This is a genomic window from Acinetobacter sp. UBA1496 (genome assembly GCF_002324975.1).
GTDB lineage: Bacteria > Pseudomonadota > Gammaproteobacteria > Pseudomonadales > Moraxellaceae > Acinetobacter > Acinetobacter variabilis.
In genome coordinates, this window is the sequence record NZ_DCRI01000104.1 from 893 (window position 1) to 22,313 (window position 21,421).

At 42.9% G+C, this 21,421-nt stretch carries 16 protein-coding genes, 8 tRNA genes and 1 pseudogene; 18 read left to right on the top strand and 7 right to left on the bottom strand.

Annotated elements, in window-relative coordinates:
* A pseudogene (locus B3143_RS12930) lies at positions 1 to 580 on the top strand (hypothetical protein); the annotation flags it as partial.
* A 58-nt stretch (positions 581 to 638) separates the two neighbouring features.
* Here the strand turns inward: B3143_RS12930 and B3143_RS12935 are convergent.
* From B3143_RS12935 to B3143_RS12950, 4 genes are all read right to left on the bottom strand, one after another.
* A complete protein-coding gene (locus tag B3143_RS12935) occupies positions 639 to 2,357 on the bottom strand; it encodes a proline--tRNA ligase (protein ID WP_286740829.1) in 1,719 nt (572 codons plus the stop codon).
* Positions 2,358 to 2,453: 96 nt separating this feature from the next.
* On the bottom strand, positions 2,454 to 5,558 hold the full coding sequence (locus B3143_RS12940) for an efflux RND transporter permease subunit (RefSeq protein WP_286740832.1): 3,105 nt from the start codon (positions 5,556 to 5,558) through the stop codon (positions 2,454 to 2,456).
* A gap of 24 nt (positions 5,559 to 5,582) precedes the next feature.
* A complete protein-coding gene (locus B3143_RS12945; RefSeq protein WP_286740835.1) occupies positions 5,583 to 6,707 on the bottom strand; it encodes an efflux RND transporter periplasmic adaptor subunit in 1,125 nt (374 codons plus the stop codon).
* 61 nt (positions 6,708 to 6,768) lie between these two features.
* Entirely contained in the window at positions 6,769 to 7,413 is a 645-nt protein-coding gene (locus tag B3143_RS12950) for a hypothetical protein (protein ID WP_286740836.1), read from the bottom strand.
* A gap of 280 nt (positions 7,414 to 7,693) precedes the next feature.
* Here B3143_RS12950 and pilG point away from each other — a divergent pair, with 280 nt between their 5' ends.
* From pilG to B3143_RS12980, 6 genes are all read left to right on the top strand, one after another.
* Positions 7,694 to 8,077: a twitching motility response regulator PilG gene (gene pilG, locus B3143_RS12955; RefSeq protein WP_067723812.1), complete on the top strand. Its 384-nt coding sequence runs from the start codon at positions 7,694 to 7,696 to the stop codon at positions 8,075 to 8,077.
* A 23-nt stretch (positions 8,078 to 8,100) separates the two neighbouring features.
* Positions 8,101 to 8,469 carry a response regulator gene (locus B3143_RS12960; RefSeq protein ID WP_286740850.1) on the top strand — a complete coding sequence of 123 codons (369 nt, stop codon included), beginning with the start codon at positions 8,101 to 8,103 and terminating at the stop codon, positions 8,467 to 8,469.
* Positions 8,470 to 8,474: 5 nt separating this feature from the next.
* Entirely contained in the window at positions 8,475 to 9,011 is a 537-nt protein-coding gene (locus B3143_RS12965) for a chemotaxis protein CheW (protein ID WP_286740852.1), read from the top strand.
* 45 nt (positions 9,012 to 9,056) lie between these two features.
* Positions 9,057 to 11,129, top strand: coding sequence for a methyl-accepting chemotaxis protein (locus B3143_RS12970; protein WP_286740854.1), 2,073 nt, complete (start codon positions 9,057 to 9,059; stop codon positions 11,127 to 11,129).
* Between the two features lie 173 nt (positions 11,130 to 11,302).
* Complete coding sequence (locus B3143_RS12975) at positions 11,303 to 15,757, top strand: Hpt domain-containing protein (RefSeq protein ID WP_286740855.1); 4,455 nt, start codon at positions 11,303 to 11,305, stop codon at positions 15,755 to 15,757.
* Positions 15,758 to 15,761: 4 nt separating this feature from the next.
* Positions 15,762 to 16,220 carry a hypothetical protein gene (locus B3143_RS12980; RefSeq protein WP_286740856.1) on the top strand — a complete coding sequence of 153 codons (459 nt, stop codon included), beginning with the start codon at positions 15,762 to 15,764 and terminating at the stop codon, positions 16,218 to 16,220.
* Between the two features lie 76 nt (positions 16,221 to 16,296).
* Here the strand turns inward: B3143_RS12980 and dapE are convergent, their stop codons facing one another.
* From dapE to B3143_RS12995, 3 genes are all read right to left on the bottom strand, one after another.
* Positions 16,297 to 17,433, bottom strand: a complete 1,137-nt coding sequence (gene dapE / locus B3143_RS12985) for a succinyl-diaminopimelate desuccinylase (RefSeq protein ID WP_286740857.1) — start codon at positions 17,431 to 17,433, stop codon at positions 16,297 to 16,299.
* A 130-nt stretch (positions 17,434 to 17,563) separates the two neighbouring features.
* Entirely contained in the window at positions 17,564 to 17,713 is a 150-nt protein-coding gene (locus tag B3143_RS12990; protein WP_086199094.1) for an entericidin A/B family lipoprotein, read from the bottom strand.
* Between the two features lie 126 nt (positions 17,714 to 17,839).
* Positions 17,840 to 18,709 (bottom strand): DUF1853 family protein, encoded by an 870-nt coding sequence (locus tag B3143_RS12995; RefSeq protein ID WP_286740859.1) that lies wholly within the window; start codon positions 18,707 to 18,709, stop codon positions 17,840 to 17,842.
* Between the two features lie 95 nt (positions 18,710 to 18,804).
* Between B3143_RS12995 and B3143_RS13000 the strand changes: the two genes are divergently transcribed.
* The 11 genes from B3143_RS13000 to B3143_RS13050 all read left to right on the top strand — a co-directional run bounded on the left by B3143_RS13000 (position 18,805) and on the right by B3143_RS13050 (position 21,413).
* Positions 18,805 to 19,188, top strand: a complete 384-nt coding sequence (locus B3143_RS13000) for a YbaN family protein (RefSeq protein WP_286740861.1) — start codon at positions 18,805 to 18,807, stop codon at positions 19,186 to 19,188.
* Positions 19,189 to 19,195: 7 nt separating this feature from the next.
* Positions 19,196 to 19,726, top strand: a complete 531-nt coding sequence (elsL, locus tag B3143_RS13005) for a cell wall-recycling L,D-carboxypeptidase ElsL (protein WP_286740863.1) — start codon at positions 19,196 to 19,198, stop codon at positions 19,724 to 19,726.
* A gap of 295 nt (positions 19,727 to 20,021) precedes the next feature.
* Positions 20,022 to 20,097: transfer RNA gene (locus B3143_RS13010), tRNA-Val, on the top strand.
* 27 nt (positions 20,098 to 20,124) lie between these two features.
* A tRNA-Asp gene (locus tag B3143_RS13015) sits at positions 20,125 to 20,201 on the top strand.
* Between the two features lie 47 nt (positions 20,202 to 20,248).
* A tRNA-Asp gene (locus B3143_RS13020) sits at positions 20,249 to 20,325 on the top strand.
* Positions 20,326 to 20,346: 21 nt separating this feature from the next.
* Positions 20,347 to 20,422: transfer RNA gene (locus B3143_RS13025), tRNA-Val, on the top strand.
* Between the two features lie 13 nt (positions 20,423 to 20,435).
* Positions 20,436 to 20,512: transfer RNA gene (locus B3143_RS13030), tRNA-Asp, on the top strand.
* Positions 20,513 to 20,542: 30 nt separating this feature from the next.
* A tRNA-Val gene (locus B3143_RS13035) sits at positions 20,543 to 20,618 on the top strand.
* Positions 20,619 to 20,641: 23 nt separating this feature from the next.
* Positions 20,642 to 20,718, top strand: a tRNA-Asp gene (locus tag B3143_RS13040).
* Between the two features lie 87 nt (positions 20,719 to 20,805).
* Positions 20,806 to 20,881, top strand: a tRNA-Val gene (locus tag B3143_RS13045).
* A gap of 70 nt (positions 20,882 to 20,951) precedes the next feature.
* Entirely contained in the window at positions 20,952 to 21,413 is a 462-nt protein-coding gene (locus B3143_RS13050) for a DUF2750 domain-containing protein (protein WP_005236987.1), read from the top strand.
* Positions 21,414 to 21,421: the final 8 nt, after the last annotated feature.

Here is a 21,421-nt window from a genome sequence, read left to right on the forward strand (position 1 = left end):
TGGTTTGAATACTGCACAGTTTGATAATGACCAGCTATTGGTAAATATTAATCCATGTGTGGGCCTAGGATCACTTTGCTTGGTAAGTACCTCGAAATTCAAAATGGGAGAGGGTTCAAAGCTGACTAATCTGAATATGAATGTGACCTTTAATCAATTATTAAGCATGGTGCATAATGTGCCATTAACCGGTTCAGGAGGTTATTTGGCTTTGCAGCAGCTTGCTTTGCATTGGCCGGGAGCAGATGCAGCAGATGTTGCACAAAGAGGGTGGTGGATGTCATTTGCTGACCCTGTGCAATTGGGGCAACTCAATGTGGCAGGGGCTGTAGATATTTCGGCAGTACTTCCTCAAGTTGCGACAAATATTACCAATAATCTGACAGCTCGAGGTAATGAAATTCCAATCGATCTGGGTGATTCCATTAAGGCATTAGTCAATACTCCTATTGTTAAAACATTAACAATTGATGTAGGACCATGGACCCAGGCTAACCCTTCTACGTTAACATTGAGTAACCAGATTCTGAAAAACCAAGAAGTTCCCTCTAACTGCTATGGTGGTCTCAAATTCTGTTAATCGAATAATCAAAAAAAATCCCGCATTTAGCGGGATTTTTTTTGATTTTAAAGGCAAATCACTTTGCAATTTTAGCAAGTAGTTCTTCTTTTGAAATATTCACCGATTCAGCATCACGGCGACCTTTATATTCAAAAGTTCCAGCATCCAACCCTTTTTCACCAATTACAATACGATGCGGAATACCGGTAATTTCAAGGTCAGAGAATTTAACCCCTGGGCGCTCGTCACGGTCATCCAAAATCACATCATAACCCGCAGCTTGGAGTTCTTCATACAGTGCTTCGGCAGCTTCCAAAGTACGTGGTGATTTGTGTGCATTCATCGGTACAATTGCAATTTCAAACGGTGCAATTGCAGAAGGCCAGATAATGCCTTTGTCATCGAAGTTTTGTTCAATGGCAGAAGCCACGACACGGGTTACACCAATACCGTAGCAACCCATGGTTACGACCATCGGTTTGCCATCTTTACCAAGCACTTTGCAGCCTAAAGCTTCAGAATATTTTTTGCCCAGCTGGAAGATGTGACCGACTTCAATACCACGCTTGATTTGCAGTGTCCCTTTACCATCTGGAGATGGATCACCTTCGACCACATTACGCAAGTCATATACTTCCGTAAAGGTCGCATCACGTTCCCAGTTCACACCTGTTGCATGTTTGTCGGCTTCATTGGCACCGGCAACAAAATCAGAAAGCACAGATGCTGCACGGTCAACAATCACGGTAATGCCTTTTTCAACCAGACCTTGTGGACCAATGAAACCAGTGCTTAAACCAAGTGCCTGAATTTGAGCTTCAGTTGCAAAAGTTAAAGGTGCAGCAATTAACGGATGCTTTTCAGCTTTAATTTCATTCAGTTCATGGTCGCCACGAAGGAATAAAGCAACAACTGGTGCTTCTTTGCCTTCTTCAGTTGCAACACCTTGCACCAGCAATGCCTTTACAGATTGCGCAGCATCAGTAGCCAGGAAGTTCGTTACATCTGCAATGGTTTTCTGAGCTGGGGTATCCACCAGTTTTAATTCCTGAGTGGCAGCCGCACGCTCACCCACCAGAACCGCTTCAGCCATTTCTACGTTGGCAGCATAATCAGATTCGGTAGAGAAGGCGATATCATCTTCACCACTTGAGGCCAGAACGTGGAATTCATGCGAACCTGAACCGCCAATTGAGCCAGTGTCTGCCTGTACTGGACGGAAGTCCAAGCCCAAACGACTAAAGATACGACAGTACGTATCATACATCACGTCATAGGTTTCTTGTAAGGATGCTTGATCGACATGAAAAGAATAAGCATCTTTCATGAGGAATTCACGTGAACGCATTACGCCAAAACGTGGGCGCACTTCATCGCGGAATTTGGTTTGAATCTGGTAGAAATTGATTGGCAGCTGTTTGTAGCTTTTCAATTCATTACGGGCAAGATCAGTAATCACTTCTTCATGCGTAGGACCAAGCACAAAATCGTTATTATGACGGTCTTTAAAACGCAATAACTCTGGACCATATTGCACAAAGCGGCCTGATTCTTCCCAGAGGCTTGAAGGCTGGGTTACGGGCATGAATACTTCAAGCGATCCGGCACGGTTCATTTCTTCACGTACAATCGCTTCAACTTTATTTAGCACGCGTACGCCCATCGGCAACCAAGTGTATAAACCCGAAGCCAATTTACGAATCATCCCCGCACGTAACATGAGCTGATGTGAAATCACTTCAGCATCATTTGGGGTTTCTCTTAACGTAGCAAATAAAAAGCGACTCGCGCGCATGGAAACTGTCCTGATAATTAAGCGTTAAAGCATAAGATTATATGATAAAAAATGAGGTGAACATTTCAGAATGCCACCTCAAAGTCATGGCTTTTATTATGCCATGATTTTTCGGATTTGGCGCGTCATAAAATTCTTCAAGTCATCCAGATAGGTAAAGATAACCGGTACAACCACCAGGGTTAACAATGTAGAGGTAATAACGCCGCCAATCACGGCATGTGCCATGGGTGCACTCTGTTCGCCACCTTCACCCAGACCCAGTGCCAGAGGAATCATTCCCATCACCATGGCACTGGTGGTCATTAAGATAGGGCGTAGACGGGTTTTGCCGGCTTCAATAATCGCCTCATAACGATCAACCCCCCGATCCATGGCTTTTTTGATAAAGTCAATCAACAGGATGGCATTCTTGGTGACTAATCCCATCAGCATGATAATGCCAATAATGGAAAACAGGTTCATGGTGGAATTAAACAGGAATAAAGCCAGAAATACCCCAATTAGCGAGAGAGGAAGAGAGGCCATAATTGCCGCAGGGTGAATAAAGCTGTTAAATTGTGAACCCAGTACAATATAAATAAATACAATGGAAAGGGTAATGGCGGTTAAGGCATACCCGGCTGACTCTGCCATGTCTTTATTTGCACCTTGCGTAGCAAAACTATAACCGGGCGGTAAATCAAAGTTATCCTGGATTTTTTTAATATCGCGTCCAATATCTCCTGCCGGCCGACCGGCTGTATTGGCTTCCACCAGGACTTCACGGGCCAAATCACGGCGGGTAATCTGCGATGCCCCCAGACTTTCTTCGAAGTTTGCTACACTGGCCAGAGGCACTAAAATAGGCTGTCCAGAAGCATCGGTTTTCTGCGAATTCAGATAAAGATTTTCAATATCGCTCGGTAAGGTGCGTTTGTTTTCAGTCAGGCGAAGGTTGACATCATAAATTTCGCCTTTTTCGTCTTGCCAGGTGGTAACGTTGTCGCCTGCAATTAAGGGACGAATGACACTGGAAATCTGGTTGACAGAAAGACCTAAATCACTGGCCAGGACACGATTGATATGCACCGCCAAGGTGGGCTTGGGCTCTTTAAGCGAGCTTTCCAGATCGACGATACCTTCGACTTTGGAAATTTCTGCCAGAAAGCGATCGGAGATTTTTTGCAGTTCGTTCAGATCGGTTCCTTTAATTGAAATCAGGATCGGTTTTTGTCCCCCGGAAACCGTTTCATCGGCTGAAGCGACCGAGGTAATGGTAATACCCGCGACACTTTGCAGGCGCTGACGAAACTCGTTATTCAGTTGGGTCAGGGTTTTATCACGTTCCAGGCGAGGGGTGACCTTGACCCTTATGCTGACATGGTTTTTACCACGATCCGTTACCCCATTGATAATACTATAGGTATTACGTACATCTGGATGCTGGCGAAGAATATTCTCCACTTGCAACAATTTGGCTTGTGAATATTCGAGTGAGGCATCTACAGGTGTTTCAAATTTAATCCGAATTTCATTTTTATCTGGAACAGGAACGAACTCTGTACCAATCAACTTGGATAAACCCAATGCACCAAAAAGTGAAGCTACGGCAACCATCAGGGTTAAAATACGGAAACGAAGTGCCAGTTTTAGTAGCTTTTCATAATAATGGCCTAAATGGTCAAGCTTGTTAGCGATCCAGTTAAAGAAGCGTTTGATTCTGCCGGGTTGTTTATTGGGGTCGTGTTTTTCAGCCCAGTGTGCAGACAGCATAGGGTCGAGGGTGAAGCTGACAAACATCGAAATCAGCACAGCAGCGCTGACCGTTACTCCAAATTGATAGAAGAATTTACCGATAATACCGCCCATAAATGCAACAGGTAAAAAGACCGCGACAATAGTCAGCGTGGTGGCTAAAACTGCAAGTCCAATTTCTTTGGTTCCATCGAGTGCTGCTGAAACGGCATCCTTACCCATATCGGCATGACGGACAATATTTTCCCGCACCACAATAGCATCATCAATCAGCAGACCAATACTGAGGGATAATGCCAGTAAGGTCATCATGTTGATGGTGAAGCCAAAAGCCCAAATAAAAGTCAGCGTGCCCAGCAGGGAAATCGGTAAGGTCAGTCCGGTAATTGCGGTGGAACGAAACGAACCTAAAAATAGCAAGACAATCAGAACTGCGAGAACCGCGCCTTCAATAATGGTGCGTGCCACATCTTTAATACTGCCACGAATACCTCGGGAACTATCCACGGCTACTTTTGCCACCGTACCCTCGGGTAGCTGTTTTTCGATTTTCGCCATGGTTTTATAGCTGGCATTGACGACATCAATCACATTGGAATCAGAGCTGCGCAAAATATCAATGGCGACTGCAGCTTTACCATTTAAATAAGCACTTGATTCAAAGTCGGCTTGACCATCTTCAATATTCGCCACCTGTTTCAGGTAAATGGGTGCAGCATTTTTATTGGCAATAATCAGGTCACCAAACGATTGCGGGTGAAGCACTTTGGATTTGATCTCCACCACCAGCTCGGACGTAGGCTGTTTTAAGGTGCCTCCCGGAACTTCAATATTTTCACCTTTCAGGGTATTGATGACCTTGTCTACGCCAATACCAAAACTTTGCAGTTTTTGCGGATCGACCTCAATACGAATCTGGCGCTGTGCGTCACCCAGCAAATTCACTGTACCTACACCCGGTACAGTGCGGAGTTGCGGAACAATGCGCTGACTTAAATAGGAGCTTAAATCCCGCAAGCTCATGTTGTCTGATTCAAATACAATCGACATCACCGCATTGGCGGTCGGATCGTAACGTTCAACAACAGGGTCTTGAATTTCATCACGAAACTGGGCAGTAACAGGGGAGATTTTATCTCGAATATCTTGTGCTGCAACTGCAGAAGATACATCCAGATTAAACTCAACAATAATGGTTGACAGCCCTTCACTAGACTGGGAAATAATCTGTTTTAAACCTGAAATAGTGTTGATCTGGTCTTCCATTTTCTTGGTAATTTCAGATTCAATGGTTTCAGGGGAGGCACCCGGATAAGAGGTATAAACAACAACAAAGGGGAAATCGACATCGGGAAATTCTTCTACGCCCATCCGTTGCCAAGATGCCAGCCCCAGTACCAGTAAACACAACATCATCATGATGGTGAAAACAGGATATTTAACACTAATTCGGGTAAACCACATAAGAACAATCCTGTACTTATTTTTTTATTTATTAATGATGACCGCCTGATCAATGTCCTGGTCATTAAATTTAATACGGCTAATCTGGTCGGCGTCTTGCAATCCTTGAACGACAGCCAAATTATCCCGATAGCGTTGTTCCAAGATCACCAGGTTTACTTTTTTAATTTTATTTTGGCGGATAACCCATACATAAGGCTTGTCTTTAGGATTCTGGATCACATCAAGTGGTATGAGCTGGCCTGACACCTGGGTTGAAGCCAGAATATTGCCTTCCACAAAAGAACCGATACTGAGTGAGTTAATGGTTTCATTTGGTTTGGCAAAAAATTCAATCTGGCGGCTGGCAGGATCAGCAATAGGGGAGATTCGAGATAAAACAGCAGTCAGTTGAGCTGGATTGCCTTGAATGGTGTATTCAATACGTTGTCCAACTTTTAACGCGGCCTGCATGTCACTTGGCAATTTGGCCTGAATTTCCAGGTGATTTGGATCCACAATTTCAAACAGGGTCTGGCCAGCAGCAACTGTTTGGCCTGCATCGACCTGGCGCTGTGTAATTACCCCGGAAATTGGACTGTAAATGGTTCCTTCACGCTCGGCTTTTTGAGCAATATTCACATTTGCCTGCTGTGCGCGCACATTTTCAAGCTGAGCCTGATAGTCAACATTGGCCTGTTCATATTCAACTTTAGAAATAAAGCCTTGATCCAACAAGCGCTGCTTGCGCTGCATCATATTTTTAGCCAGATTGGCTTGAGCTTGTGCTGCTGACAGATTGGCCCGAGCTTGTGCTAAACGCGCTGCATTGTCCTGATTATTCAGGCGAACCAGTACTTGGCCTTTGGAAACTGCTTGCCCGACCTGTACATAGACCTGGGTTGCAGTGGCAGTGACTTGAGCCTGAATGCTGCTCTGATTGACCGCACGAAGGGTACCGGTAAAAGCACTTTTGGCAATAGAGGTGCCATCTTTTACTGGAACTAAATCTTTTTCAATTAATTCGATTTTTGTTTTTGTTTCTACAGGTTTTTCTATTTCATCTTTTTGGCAGGCTGTCAGAAATAAGCTCAAACAGAGAATGCTGCCGGTCAAATATGGGCGCTGATCACTTAATTTAGATTTTTTTTTATGCTGTCCAGGTAGCATGCAGGTTCATCCTTTTTATTTATTGCAGCTTAAATTAAGTGCTCAACAGAACAAATGCAATTTATTCAAGTGCTTTTAAGCGAGCGATAATATTGTCGTATTCTGCTTGTGTATTTCGATAGCTAATTTGTAACGATTGAATCATTTCTTTTTTTGCTTCAATGTTCTTTTGATTATTCTCGATATTATTTTTCAAACTGGTGGGAATACTTTCGCCTTTGCGTAAATGCTCAATCTGCTGACGCTTAAAGTAGATACGATCATTTTGTAATTGTTTTAATTGGTCTTGCTGGAAGGTGATCTGTTTTTTAATGTTCACCAGAATGTCATTGCGTTTGATGATGGCAACTTGACTACTGCTATAGGCTTTTTTAAGTTTCAAGTTTTCTGCCTGCAGTTTGGCCTGGGCTGCACGTTGTGGCGCCTGTTTAATATCTGCTTCACTGTTGTAGGCACGATTACGCCGGATCACCTGCATGTTCTGATCCAAAGCTTCATAACCATGGCGAATATGGTTGGGTGTGACATTGGTACTAATATTGGCTATGCCTTTACTGTCATAGTAACGATACCATGTCGCTTTAGGGGGCGGTTCTTGAGCAAATGTTGGCGTTGCTTGAAAAATGATAAAAGAAAAAAAAATGAATCTGATAGTCATTTTTTTTTGTGCAATGAAAGCAAGTTTGTATTTAAACTGACTTTGCATTGTAACCCCCAAATAAAAGTAGATTAAATTACTTATTTTAAAAGCAATAAATAAGCTATATTAGTCGTAAAACGAGCAATAAAAAACCTTTCTTTGTCAAAAAAAAATCATTGGTCGGTGTAAAGTGTGAAGTCTGTAGTGAAAATAAAAGAAAGTGAGTGTTTGTGTGTAAAATGTTGATTGGAAATACAAGTAAAGATATGTTAAAAATGTTTGTAACGTGTAATAAAACTTTCGACTAAAATTGTTTGTACATTCTAAAAATGGGAAGGGTCATTAAATGGACGATAAATTCCAAAATCTAAAAGTCATGGTGATTGATGATTCAAAAACCATTCGTCGTACAGCAGAAACCTTACTACAACGTGAAGGTTGTGAAGTCGTGACAGCAGTAGACGGTTTTGAAGCCTTGGCAAAAATTGCTGAAGCCAATCCGGATATTGTTTTTGTAGATATTATGATGCCACGTTTGGACGGTTATCAAACTTGTGCACTGATTAAAAATTCGCAAAATTATCAAAATATTCCAGTCATTATGCTGTCAAGTAAAGATGGTTTATTTGATCAGGCAAAAGGTCGTGTTGTTGGTTCGGATGAGTATTTAACTAAACCCTTTAGTAAAGATGAATTGTTAAACGCAATCCGTAATCACGTAACAGCATAAGTTTATTTTTATTGGGGAAAAGCATGTCACGTATCCTTATTGTTGATGATTCACCGACAGAAACATTTCGTTTTAAAGAAATTTTAACCAAGCATGGCTTCGATGTTATCGAGGCGGCCAATGGTGCTGATGGTGTCACAATGGCACAAGCAGAACTGCCAGATCTGGTGCTCATGGATGTGGTGATGCCTGGGGTAAACGGTTTTCAAGCGACACGTCAGATTGCACGTGGTGCTACAACAAAACACATTCCGATTGTGATTGTCAGTACCAAGGATCAGGCAACAGACCGTGTTTGGGGGAAACGGCAGGGGGCAAGTGATTATTTGACCAAGCCTATCGATGAACAACAATTAATTGATGTGATTAAACACCACCTCAATGCAGGATAAGCTCTATGGCAGCTAACGGATTTATCGAATTACTTCGGATTGCTAAACGTGGCAACAAAAACTACGTTTCAACTGAAAATGAAGTAAACCGATGGTCAGGCATTGCTTTTGAGATGATGGGGCAATATTTTGTTGCCCCTTTGGGTGAAGTATCTGAAGTGATATATCCCCCAAAATATACGCCGGTTCCAAATACCCAGGCATGGGTGATGGGATTGGCCAATATTCGGGGGCGCTTACTTTCAGTTGCTGATTTGGCGCATTATATTTCAGGGCATCGAAGTCAGTTTTCACCGACTCAAAAAGTTTTGTGTATTAGTCACAATGACCATTATGTCGGTTTGGTGGTAGATCAGGTTTTGGGGATCCAGCACTTTAACAAGAAAAGTTTCTTTTCTAAACACGGTGAATTAGACAGCAATTTACAAGAATATTGTCAGGGATATTTTTATCAACATAATCAACACTGGCATGTTTTCTTATTTAGTCGTTTATTGCAAAACCCAAAATACATGAATGCCTCTATAAAATTTATAAATTAATAGTCGCAAGCTAAAGAATGATGGCGCAACTCGGGGAGAAGCTGGATGGGCTTTAAACTTAAAAAAAAGAATACAGGTGAAGGTACCAGCCGTAATGGCGGGAATGCTTTATTAGCAAAGATTCAATCACAGACAGAGCAATTATCACGTGTATTTGGTGACAGTGAAAAGTCCAAACCATTAATTTTGGGCGCAGCATTCTGTTTGACCGTAGCACTATTCCTGTTGTTGTACCTATTCTATAGTGTGCCGCGTAACAACGAATTGACACGTAGTGTGGGTGATTTGCGTCTATTATCACAAACCATTTCACGTCAGGCGACTGATGCAACGGCTTCAGGAACCAAAGAGTCGATTGATAAACTTTTGCAATCACAAAAAGAATTTGCTGAAAACCTTGAAACGGTAAACGATATTCATCCACGCACAGATGCACTGGTAGAAGTGGAAAAGCAGTGGAAAACGGTATCAGAAGGGATTGACTTGATTTCCTCTCAACAAAAAATGATTAACAAGCTTTACGATACCAACATTGCTATTGGCGAAACGATTCCCGGAATTCAGGCAGAATATAACCTGATGGTTGACCAAATGGCCCGTCAAGATATGCCAAGTAACCAGGTCGTTATTGCTAAAAACCAGGTATTCATTGCAGAACGTATTCTTCGTTCAATTAGTTCGGTACTTACAGGTAACGATAACTCGCGTGAATCTGCGGATGACTTCAGTGCCGATACGGAAACCTTTGGTTCTTATCTGAATGCACAGCTCAATGGTAGTGCAGAGCTGGGTGTAGAGCGTATTAATGATCCGGCATTACGTGAATCACTGGAAGGGATTAAAAGCGAATACGATGACGTATTGAAATCTGCTTCTGCAACGATTCTTAAAAACTCGGCTCAGATTGTAAAAGTCCGTCAAGCTTCAGCTTCAATTTTTGCCCAGTCAGATGAGTTGTTAGCAAGCCTGAATAAGTTATCCAGTGGTTCAAGCTTGGCTATTGCACTTCCTGCATTGCTTTTAATTCTGTGTCTGGTCGGTTTCCTGTTTACGGTATTCAAATTACTTGCTTTACGTGGTCAGTCAGATAAACAGCGTGTGGCAAGTCTGCAAGAAGAATATGACCGTAACCAGAATGCAATTTTACGTTTACTGGATGAAATTGCCGATTTGGCAGATGGTGACTTACGTTCATACGCAACAGTATCTGAAGACTTTACCGGGGCAATTGCCGACTCCATTAACTTTGCGATTGACCAGTTACGTGACCTGGTTTCGCGTATTAATGAAACTTCTCAAGAAGTTGCGCAATATACGGCGAATACGCAAGGTATTACCAACCAGCTTGCTGAAGCATCTGAACATCAGGCACAAGAAATTGCCGGTGCTTCTGCCGCCATTAATGAAATGGCAATGTCTATTGACCAGGTATCTTCGAACGCGGAAGAATCGGCTGTGGTTGCGGAACGTTCAGTACAAATTGCTGCAAATGGTGCAGAGGTTGTAAACCGTTCGATTGAAGGTATGGATACTATTCGTGAGCAGATTCAGGAAACCTCTAAACGTATTAAACGTCTGGGTGAATCTTCTCAGGAAATTGGTAACATCGTTGCCTTGATTAACGATATTGCCGACCAGACCAACATCCTGGCATTAAATGCTGCAATTCAGGCATCGATGGCAGGTGAAGCTGGTCGTGGTTTCGCCGTAGTAGCCGATGAGGTACAGCGTCTTGCGGAACGTTCAGCTTCTGCAACCAAACAGATTGAAGGTTTGGTAAAAACCATTCAAACCGATACCAACGAGGCGGTTATTTCGATGGAACAAACCACATCGGAAGTTGTACGTGGTGCGAACTTGTCTAAAGATGCCGGTGTGGCACTGGATGAAATTCAAAGTGTATCCAGCAACCTGGCGAAGTTGATTGCAAACATTTCTGATGCTGCAAAACTTCAGTCAGCTTCTGCGGGTCATATTGCAACCACGATGAATGTTGTACAGGAAATTACCTCTCAGACGACCACTGCAACATTCGATACAGCACGTTCGGTATCTGAATTGGCAAATATGGCCGAATCGTTACGTGAATCTGTAACTGACTTTAAACTACCTGACTAAGGTAATACGCAAGCTTTGAGGTGATATGCCTTACTTTAGGGTGAGGCATATCAATAAATCACAGATAAAGCATCGGCAAGATGAACTTAACCTCAAAGTTAGGTCTCGCGTGATAGTGACAATTAAGTTTGAGCACCCTTCTTGGTGGCAGATAAACGTAAGAAGCCTAAGCTATGAAAGAAATATTAAAAAATTTAGTTGAAACAACTACGCTTCCTGAAGATAGTTATCTTGATCAAGATGCAGAAATTCTAGAAATTTTTGTTGAAGAAATAGAAGAAATCTTTGTTGAATTAAGTACTTTATTTACAACTTGGTTTGAAAATCCTCATGACCAGGAAACTTTAACGACCATTCGCCGCCATTTCCATACCCTTAAAGGTTCTGGACGCATGGTGGGGGCAAAATCTGCAGGTGAATTGGCCTGGGCGGTTGAAGATACTTTAAATCGTGTGATTTCCGGCACTGTACCTTTGAATGGCACAGTTCAACGCTTTACCCAGACTGTCTTCAATATTTATCAATATAAGTTATACCCAATTTTTAAAACGGTACAAAATGCTGATATCGACTTAAGACCTTTAATACTATTAGGGCAGCAAATACAGCAGCAGGTCAGTTTAGAACCTGCATTAGAAGAGTTGCTTGAACTGTCGCATACACTGACAAGTGCAGATTGTCTCACTGGTTTAGAATTACAAGATCAACAAGTGAGTGAAGCAGAAGCTGAAACAATGGCTACAGAAGAGCCAGTTGTTGCAGTAGACGACAGTAATGATATTGAAGAAACGGTTGCAATCTTTATTGAAGAAGCGGAAGAACATCTGCTTACGATTGACCAGTTCCTGAAAAATGAGCAGGAACAACATCAGGATTATAATGGTCTGATTCGTGCCCTGCATACCCTGCGTGGCAGCTCATCTATGGCACAAATTGAGCAAATTTTTGTCGCCAGTACCCAAGTTGAAAACTTATTTAAAACGCTATTACAAGAAGAAATTGTTTCAACATCTAGCCAGACTGCCTTACTTGTTCAATATGCTGAATTCGTCCGTGATTATTTACATACCTTAAGACAGGGTCAAACCCAGAAACTTGATGCAATTTATGCAACCTTTAGCACGGCATGGGACAATTATGGTTTTAATTCGCTCGAAATAAGCGAGGATGTAAATCCGCAAGGTTTGGTATCCAAGCTGATAGAATTAAATATTGATTTGTTACTGGATGCAGAATTCGAATTTGACAAACGTGCCAAGGTAGAATATCCAGAATATATTCAGGCTTTAAGCCAGCAGGCACAGCAATTGTTGGATCATACCGATAATCGTGCTGCAATAGGAATTCATCAGTTTACCAATGAATTGAAGTCGAGCTATGAAGCACTGGTACTCAAACCGGAATTGCTGAATATCGATTATGCCTATGAATTATTCGGACAGGCACATCAAGAATTCATTCATCTGTTCGATACCTTGGCGGCGGGTCAGCGCGTAATTTTAACCGAGGACATTCAGAAAATCTTGAATGCCCTTAGCGCCTTTGTTCAGCAGGATCTTGAACAGTTTGCAGCCGAAGAACCGAGTATTGCAATTCAAGCTGAAAATTCAGTCGCTGTTTCAGGGACTGTTGATCTGGCGCAGATTTCACAAAAAATTCGTGCAGACCGTGCACAAATGCATGCTGCTGATGCCAATCGTGATTTTGATGAAGATCTGCTGGGTATCTTCCTGGAAGAAGCAGATGAATTGTTGGGCGGGATTGATCAGGACCTGAATACCTGGTCGAAAGATCCATCCAATACTGCAGCACTGAACAATTTAATGCGTTATTTGCATACCCTGAAAGGTGGTGCAAATATGATTCAGGCAACACATATTGGCCTGATTTCTCATGAATTAGAAAGCATCTATGAGCGCGTAATCCGTCAGCAAATTGAGGTCAATCCTCAACTCATTAGTATTATCCGTCTGGTACAAGATGATGTATCGGATCGTATTCAAGTTATCCGTGATGATCAGATTGATTATTCTGGTGCTGAATCGATTGAAATTTTGCGTAATATTCAGGCCATTACACAAGGTAAGGTTACTGTAAGTACTGCAATTGTAGAAGCAGAACCTGAAGTCGCAACTGAAATTGAACCAGTTGAAACTGAAATTGCAGTTGAAACCGAAGCGCAAGCTAAACCTGTTGCAGATGAATCTGTAGTACCTCCTGTAATTTCTGAAGAGGTTGAAACAGATGCTGAAGTTGCCTTGCCAAGTCCAGTGTATGCTGAAGATTCAGACGATACTATCCGTTCAATTGCAGAAGAAACATTCCTGGAAGAAGCCGAAGAGATTCTGGAGTCTACGGATGGCTTGTTGAAGCAATGGTTTGAGCAGCGTAGCGATCGTAGCTTGCTGCTTCAATTACAACGTGCAGCCCACAGTTTGAAAGGTGGTGCGCGCATGGTTGAAAATGAACCGGTAGGAGCCATTGCCTACCAGTTGGAAACCACGTTTGAACGCTTTGCGGTACATCAGTTCAATTCGAATGTATATGACCTGTTATTGCAAACCACGTTTGCATGGTTAAAACAGGCAATCTTCGAACATGATTTCAGTAATTACGATAGTATTAAGTTAAGCCTGGAGTCGATTGAATTTGTTGATGTAACTGTTCAATTGCCAAATCGCGTCAACAAGACCGATACTCTTATTACCGCTAAGGCCTTTGAATTTGTTCAAGGTGACGGTGCCGAACCACCTTCAATGATGGGTGAGTGGGATACAAGTGCTCAACAGGACAATAGCAATGAAATGATCCGTATTTCTGCCGATCTGGTGGAAAAAATGATCGACTTGTCTGGTGAAAATGCGATTAACCGTTCTCGTATTGAAATGGACTTGGGACAGTTTGGTAATACCCTGAACGAGATGGAACTGGCGATCAAGCGTCTGGCTGACCAGTTGCGTCGAATGGAAGGTGAGCTTGAGTCACAGATTATTGCAAAACATGGTGATAATTCGCGTTATGCAGATTTTGACCCCCTGGAGATGGACCAATATTCATCATTGAACCAGTTGTCAAAATCACTGGCGGAATCTGCATCTGACTTGGTCGACTTTAAAACCACCTTGGCTGAAAAGATTCGTGATACGGAAGGTTTGTTGCTACAACAATCCCGTATTCAAGCCGAGATTCAGGAAAGCTTGATGCGTACCCGTCTGGTACCATTCGATCGTTTATTGCCACGTTTACAACGGATTGTGCGTCAAACATCATCCACCCTAAACCGTCCGGCAGAGTTAGTGGTTCAAAACACAGAAGGTGAATTAGACCGTAACATTCTTGAGCGTCTGGTCACCCCATTCGAGCACATGCTGCGTAATGCAATCGATCATGGTCTGGAAGACACTCCAGTAAGACATGAACTACAAAAGCCTGAAGTCGGCAAAATTGTCTTAAATATTAGCCGTCAAGGTACAGATGTATTGGTATCGTTCAGTGATGATGGTAAAGGGATTGATGAAACAAAAATTAAAGAAAAAGCACTCAGTCTGGGTTTGATTAAAGCCGATCAACCTATTGATAAACAGGAAATTCTGCAATTTATTTTCCATCCCGGTTTCAGTACAGCCAAAGAAGTGACCCAGATTTCCGGACGCGGTGTAGGTCTGGATGTGGTGCAAAGCGAAATTAAGGCACTGGGTGGCCATATTTCCATCGACTCTGAATTGGGTAAAGGCACAACCTTTACCATTCGCGTACCGACGACTGTAGCGGTAAGTGACGCCCTGATGGTGAAATCAGGTGATCAGCAGTTTGCGATTTCACTGGCACAGATTGACCGTATTGTACGAATTGCACCATCTACGCTGGAGCAATATTTCAACAGTAAAGATGACTTCTTCAAAATTGATAACACCAGTTATAAACTGCGTTATCTATCAGAATTTGTGTCCAATCAGCCTTTACCGCGTTTAAGTAATGTGGCGCATTCGTTACCTGTATTGCTCATTAAAGGCAATAGTGGTCAAACCATTGCACTACTTGTGGATCAGCTGATTGGTTCGCGTGCACAAATTGTGGTGAAACCGATCGGTCAGCAATTCTCAAGTGTCGGTGTCATTGCTGGAGCAACCATTTTAGGTGATGGTCAAGTCTGTCTGATTCTGGACGGCCAGAATATTGCCCGACAAATTCAGAACACCCAGCGTCTTAAACATGTGTCTGATCAACGTGAGCATTCTCGTTATAACAATGCACGTCGCCTGATCATGATCGTGGATGACTCGGTGACTGTACGTAAGGTGACCTCACGTTTACTTGAACGTCAAGGCTTTGATGTGGTGACGGCTAAAGATGGTATTGATGCCATGGAGCAGCTGGAAAATGTCAAACCGGACTTGATGTTGCTGGATATTGAAATGCCTCGCATGGACGGTTTTGAAGTCACCAATCTGGTTCGTCACCATGACGTGCATCAAAACCTGCCTATTATCATGATTACTTCAAGAACAGGCGAAAAGCACCGTGAACGTGCATTCAGCCTTGGTGTAACCCATTATATGGGCAAGCCGTTCCAGGAAGCCGAATTGCTGGAAAATGTTGAAAGTTTGTTAGAAACCAGTCAGGGGTAATGTAATGAGCCAAAATAGTGTTTCAAACTCTGCTGTTGATCGAATTTCACAACAGGAGTTACACCATCTTATTACGGTATCTACCGGATTTATCGATACCTATATTATCGATTGTCATGGTAAGGAAGCGATGATTCTTCCGCAAAATATTGTCCTGTCTGCACTGGACAGTGCTACACAAGTGCCTTTTGTGGAATGGCATGAGTTGAAACTGCCGGTATATGCAGTCAATGATCCGGAGCGTAAATCCGGTGTAGCCTTGGTGATTGAAGGCGATGATGTCAGCCAGCGTTTTGCCCTGATGTGCAATGAGATGCCCAAAACGATTCGTCTGCGTATTTCTGAAGTGGTGGATGAAGAACGTAGTGCAACAGACCCGGATGTATTTCAGTATGTACGTATGGGGGATCAGGTGTTTAATGTGCCTAATCTGGCCCATATTCAGTCTTCTTTGGGATTGTAAACCTGGCGCTCAGTTCAACCCTGTACAATAAAAAAGGAACATTGATGTTCCTTTTTTATTGAAAATTTTTAAAGATTTAGTTAGCAAGCAAGCCTTCTAGAATCTGTTCATAAATTTCAGCCAGGGGTTCCAGGTCGGCAACATTTACATGTTCATCAATTTGATGAATGCTGGCATTCAATACACCGAGTTCAAGCACCTGTGCGCCAGTCGGGGCAATAAAGCGACCGTCAGAAGTACCACCACTGGTAGAGAGTTCGGTTTCAATCCCGGTCACATTACGAATGGCATTTTTGGCGGCATTGACCAGTTCACCTACCGGTGTAAGGAAAGGCAAGCCTGATAATGTCCATTCAATGTCATAGTCGACATGATGACGGTCAAGGATCTCTAAAGTACGAGCTTTTAATTGTTCAGCAGTCACTTCAGTCGAATAGCGGAAGTTGAATAAAAGATTCATGCTGCCAGGAACCACGTTGGTTGCACCGGTACCGGCACTGATATTTGAAATCTGGAAAGACGTTGCCGGGAAATATTCATTGCCATTGTCCCAAACCGTATCGCACAGTTCAGCCAATGCCTTAGATGCAGTATGAATTGGATTGACAGCAAGGTGAGGATAAGCCACATGACCTTGCTTACCCTTTACAGTCAATTTGGCATTTAATGAACCACGGCGACCGTTTTTAACAATATCACCCAATTGATTGGTGCTGGACGGTTCACCCACCAGGCACCAGGTCATTTTTTCATTGCGGGCTTCTAGGGTTTCAACCACTTTCACGGTACCGTTGATTGAAGGGCCTTCTTCGTCAGAGGTAATCAGAAATGCAATAGAGCCTTTATGGTTGGGATGCTTTACCACAAAACGTTCCGAAGCTACTACCATGGCCGCCAGTGCAGTTTTCATGTCGGCACTGCCACGTCCATACAGTTTGCCATCACGAATTTCTGGCACAAATGGATCTGAGTTCCATGCTTCTAAATTTCCGGTAGGTACCACATCGGTATGGCCTGCGAAACATAGTACCGGTGCTTCAGTACCTTTGCGTGCCCATAAATTATCGACGTCTTCAAAACGCATCGGTTCAATATTGAAGCCAATTTTTTCCAAACGTTCCGCCATGATATTTTGGCAGTTATGATCGATCGGTGTTACGGACGGCTGACGTAACAGTTGCAGGCTTAAATCAAGGGTAGCGGAAGAAGTCATGCGATTTTCATAAGTTGATAAATTGGTCAGCCCTATAATAGGCGAATATGCCCCAGATTGTGAATGATTGCCATAAAATTGACATAAAAAAACCCTATCTGGGATAGGGTTTTTGCACGCTAAAACCAAATTAGTTTTTGCGAATTTCCTCAGAAGTTTTTTCTGCGGTATTGGTTACGGCATCTCCAGCTTTGGATACATCTTTACCCACACCTTTAAAGGTATTACAGCCAGTCAAAGCAAAAGCAATAATGAGGGAAGCAGCAAGAATTTTTTTCATCATCATCTCCAAGTAATTCATTATTTTGATGTGAATTCAGGTTAATTAATGCCCGGCGTAAAAAATATGAGTTTTTGATGGTAGAAAAGTAAGCATTTGTTATAAAAATAGACAATTCTCATAAATTTAGTTCTCTCTGCCTTGAAAAAGTAGCGGAGCATTGCGGTACATGTAAAAATTATTTAAATCTTTTTGTAGATACAAACCGTTACTCCACCACTGTGCGGTATCGCTACTGACGTGTTGCTCTGGACATATCCATTCGAGTCTTTGCAAGCGGTAAAATTGGGCTGTTTGCGAAGGGATAGAGTTTCCCCAATAACCCAAACGTCGTTGTTGATTGACCCAGCTGGGCAGGGTATTGACCGTACTTTCAACAGGCAGATAAAGTTGCCCTTTCAGTACCGCAAAACGCTGTTCAATTTTATGCTCCAGTGCCTCCTCAAATTGAAACTGCTTCTGACTAAAGTGATTCAATTTACGTAACAGAGTATCGCTACGGTTTAAGCCATACCAGAAGGGCAAAGAGCAATCTCGTTCTGCCAGATAGTATTTTAAAGCGACTTCCCAGTGTTCAATTACTTTGGTTTCAGTATTCAATAATAAAAAATCGAGTTCCCCCAATGTTTTAGGCCCCGCTATTTTTTGAATACTATGACCCAGCAACTGATAAGGATGATAGTCTTGATCGAGCAGCCAGAACCAGACAAACATCTCAAAACGCAGCCCTAAACGCGTGCTTTTAAGCTGTTGCAAAAAGCTCTCTAATTCTTGCGGGTGCTGATCTAGATAAAGCAGTCTGGAATGATAATTTTGAAAATGGTTACTCCAGACAGCATCTTTATGAAACTGAAAAGCATGCTTGAGCAGCATTTCGGGCGGGGTATGGGCCAGAATATTTGGACTACCCACGCAAAAGGCCAATTGCCGAACCAGCAAATTTTTAAATTCAAGCCAAGGTTCATCAAGATCAAACCCTTTATTTACAGCAAACATGATAACCTCGGCGATAAATCAAAAAGTGCAGAATTACAACGGATAATATGCAAAAACACTTTATACTACCGCAATTAGTTGTGTAGGGCAGTGCTATGAAAATGTTGTTTTGGCGAAGTTTGGTGATGATTTTTGTCATCCTGGGCTTTATCGGGGTAGTTTTACCGGGTATGCCAACAACAGTATTTCTGATTTTAGCGGCCTGGTCGGCCTCTAAAGGCTGGCCGCAAATGGATGCCTGGCTGCTAAACCATCCTAAATATGGTGCGACATTAAGATCGTGGCGTGAAAATGGTACCGTACCACGCAAGGCGAAATGGTTTGCCAGTATCATGATGCTGATCAGTGGAATGATCATGTTATTTACCAATGCACCGCTTTGGGTGAAGATCTTCACAGACCTGACCATGCTGACTGTGGCTATATGGTTATGGTTACGTCCTGAACCTTCAGCTGAACCGATCAAAGAGGTTGAGTAATTTTGTTATGGCATATTCTTTAGAACAGGCAGATATCTGGATTGATTTAGCCGAGCAAAGCTTGACCTTGCCGAAGCATAACAAGTTTTATGTTATCTCTACAGGTAAGAACGGGATCGGCGAGCAGGAAAATTCCGGCAAGACGCCTCGCGGCTGGCATAAAGTAGCGCTTAAATTCGGACATGCTGCCCCCCTAAATGCAGTGTTTAAAGCAAGGCAGCAAACCGGTGAGGTCTATGATGCAGCATTGGCTGAGAAGTTTCCTGAACGCGACTGGATTTTATCGCGCATTCTCTGGCTAACTGGTTTAGAAGAAAATTTTAATCGGGGTAAGGGATGTGACACCTTTCAGCGTTATATCTATATTCATGGCACCCCGGATACAGAACCGATGGGCATTCCCATGTCCCATGGCTGCATCCGGATGCGTAATGAAGATGTGGTTGAATTATTTGAACTGATTTCTGAAGATGCATTGGTGTTTATTTCAGAGCACCGTTTGAATACGACAGAAACTAAAACAGATCCTGATTTATAAATAAAGAAACAAAGCCGGTAAAAGCTTAAAACCCAGATTAAGGAAATGGAGTAAAAAATATCAGTCTTTGCCAACAGTTCAAAAACCATGGTAAATTCTGTCTAAAAATGAAACTGTGTTTTTTGGGTTTTTACACAAAATAGTAAATAAGTTATCGAAATTGTTTGTTTTTATAGCGAATAACCTATTTTTTAATCACTCAAACGCAAAAAACCAAAAACAGTCAGAAAAGCGTTTGACAGTCTGTCAGGATTCTCTATAATGCACCTCATCAAGCGATGAAGTCGATTTGAAAGGGCGCTTAGCTCAGTTGGTAGAGCGTCTGCCTTACAAGCAGAATGTCGGCGGTTCGATCCCGTCAGCGCCCACCAAGCTCTTTAACGTTAAGACACTTTAGTGCAGCGGTAGTTCAGTTGGTTAGAATACCGGCCTGTCACGCCGGGGGTCGCGGGTTCGAGTCCCGTCCGCTGCGCCACTTAAGTTCTTGATATTCGTTTGCCACAATAGCGATATTATGTAAGTGCAGCGGTAGTTCAGTTGGTTAGAATACCGGCCTGTCACGCCGGGGGTCGCGGGTTCGAGTCCCGTCCGCTGCGCCATTTACATGATAGACCTTTTGAGGGCGCTTAGCTCAGTTGGTAGAGCGTCTGCCTTACAAGCAGAATGTCGGCGGTTCGATCCCGTCAGCGCCCACCAGATTTTTTGTGATGCAGCGGTAGTTCAGTTGGTTAGAATACCGGCCTGTCACGCCGGGGGTCGCGGGTTCGAGTCCCGTCCGCTGCGCCATCCTAAGAATCAAACAGTTTGACCCTTTAAGGGCGCTTAGCTCAGTTGGTAGAGCGTCTGCCTTACAAGCAGAATGTCGGCGGTTCGATCCCGTCAGCGCCCACCATATCTTCTAAAGATATACGCGATGCAGCGGTAGTTCAGTTGGTTAGAATACCGGCCTGTCACGCCGGGGGTCGCGGGTTCGAGTCCCGTCCGCTGCGCCATTTTTCATTCCCTGATGTGGAAAATGTGTTTCAAGCAAGATTTTCTTTCTTGCGTCATAAAAACAACAGTGTTGTTTTTATTCCTCAGGGCGCTTAGCTCAGTTGGTAGAGCGTCTGCCTTACAAGCAGAATGTCGGCGGTTCGATCCCGTCAGCGCCCACCATATCTTTCTTGCCTAAATCCTGAATATTTCATAGAATTCGAAGTCTATAATAATTTGAAGATTTCAGACTATGAGAAATCCATATCAGCGCAAGGCAGCGATCAAATCGCAAAATACCGCCTACGATCCGCTACAAGTTTATAAAAATTTTATTGAAGCTATTGTTACCCAAGGTGGCATTTTTGCACTTTACCAAGAGGGTTGGGCTTTGTGTGCCACGCCGACAGGACAGCGTGCTTTCGCGACCTGGCAAAGCAAAGGTCTGGCCAGACTACTCATTAAAGATAACTGGGCCAATTACCAGATTCAGGAAATTACCCTCAAAGATTTTGTTGAAAAGGTCATTCCTTTCTTACGTCAGGAAAGTACTATCGTGTCACTGGATCTAACACCAGAAGGGCAGAATATTCTGGTTGCGCCTGAAAAACTTTTGCTGGATCTTAAAAATTACCTATATCAGGTCTATGTACAGAAACCTGAACTATTCAAAAATCCAGCGATCCCTTCACCAAGGCATATCCGTTTAAATTAACTTAGTGT

Excerpts from the sequence above, each read along its gene's own strand:
- B3143_RS12935 (WP_286740829.1), bottom strand. The coding sequence starts at position 2,357 with ATGCGCGCGAGTCGCTTTTTATTTGCTACGTTAAGAGAAACCCCAAAT.
- B3143_RS12940 (WP_286740832.1), bottom strand. The coding sequence starts at position 5,558 with ATGTGGTTTACCCGAATTAGTGTTAAATATCCTGTTTTCACCATCATG.
- B3143_RS12945 (WP_286740835.1), bottom strand. The coding sequence starts at position 6,707 with ATGCTACCTGGACAGCATAAAAAAAAATCTAAATTAAGTGATCAGCGC.
- B3143_RS12950 (WP_286740836.1), bottom strand. The coding sequence starts at position 7,413 with ATGCAAAGTCAGTTTAAATACAAACTTGCTTTCATTGCACAAAAAAAA.
- pilG (WP_067723812.1), top strand. The coding sequence starts at position 7,694 with ATGGACGATAAATTCCAAAATCTAAAAGTCATGGTGATTGATGATTCA.
- B3143_RS12960 (WP_286740850.1), top strand. The coding sequence starts at position 8,101 with ATGTCACGTATCCTTATTGTTGATGATTCACCGACAGAAACATTTCGT.
- B3143_RS12965 (WP_286740852.1), top strand. The coding sequence starts at position 8,475 with ATGGCAGCTAACGGATTTATCGAATTACTTCGGATTGCTAAACGTGGC.
- B3143_RS12970 (WP_286740854.1), top strand. The coding sequence starts at position 9,057 with ATGGGCTTTAAACTTAAAAAAAAGAATACAGGTGAAGGTACCAGCCGT.
- B3143_RS12975 (WP_286740855.1), top strand. The coding sequence starts at position 11,303 with ATGAAAGAAATATTAAAAAATTTAGTTGAAACAACTACGCTTCCTGAA.
- B3143_RS12980 (WP_286740856.1), top strand. The coding sequence starts at position 15,762 with ATGAGCCAAAATAGTGTTTCAAACTCTGCTGTTGATCGAATTTCACAA.
- dapE (WP_286740857.1), bottom strand. The coding sequence starts at position 17,433 with ATGACTTCTTCCGCTACCCTTGATTTAAGCCTGCAACTGTTACGTCAG.
- B3143_RS12990 (WP_086199094.1), bottom strand. The coding sequence starts at position 17,713 with ATGAAAAAAATTCTTGCTGCTTCCCTCATTATTGCTTTTGCTTTGACT.
- B3143_RS12995 (WP_286740859.1), bottom strand. The coding sequence starts at position 18,709 with ATGTTTGCTGTAAATAAAGGGTTTGATCTTGATGAACCTTGGCTTGAA.
- B3143_RS13000 (WP_286740861.1), top strand. The coding sequence starts at position 18,805 with ATGAAAATGTTGTTTTGGCGAAGTTTGGTGATGATTTTTGTCATCCTG.
- elsL (WP_286740863.1), top strand. The coding sequence starts at position 19,196 with ATGGCATATTCTTTAGAACAGGCAGATATCTGGATTGATTTAGCCGAG.
- B3143_RS13050 (WP_005236987.1), top strand. The coding sequence starts at position 20,952 with ATGAGAAATCCATATCAGCGCAAGGCAGCGATCAAATCGCAAAATACC.